Annotated in this window: 1 protein-coding gene; it reads left to right on the forward strand. The window is 68.1% G+C overall.

Annotated elements, in window-relative coordinates:
* Positions 1–232: TorF family putative porin (locus SB719_RS22865; protein WP_412160142.1), on the forward strand; the 232-nt coding region annotated here is incomplete at both ends.

The raw sequence follows: 232 nt of genomic DNA on the forward strand, positions 1-232 counted from the left end.
TCCTGCCTGGGACTGCTGTCCGCCGGCGCCGCGCACGCGGAAGTCTCCGGCTCGATCACGCTGACCAGCGATTACCTGTTCCGCGGCATCACCCAGACCGATGGCGAACCGGCCCTGCAGGGCGGTCTGGAGTGGGCGGGTGACAGCGGCTTCTACGTCGGCGCCTGGGGCAGCAGCATCAGCTGGCTGTCCGATTCGGATCCCGACATCTCCAGCCAGCTCGAACTCGACG

The organism is Pantoea sp. SIMBA_079 (assembly GCF_046940275.1).
GTDB classification, from domain to species: domain Bacteria; phylum Pseudomonadota; class Gammaproteobacteria; order Enterobacterales; family Enterobacteriaceae; genus Pantoea; species Pantoea borealis.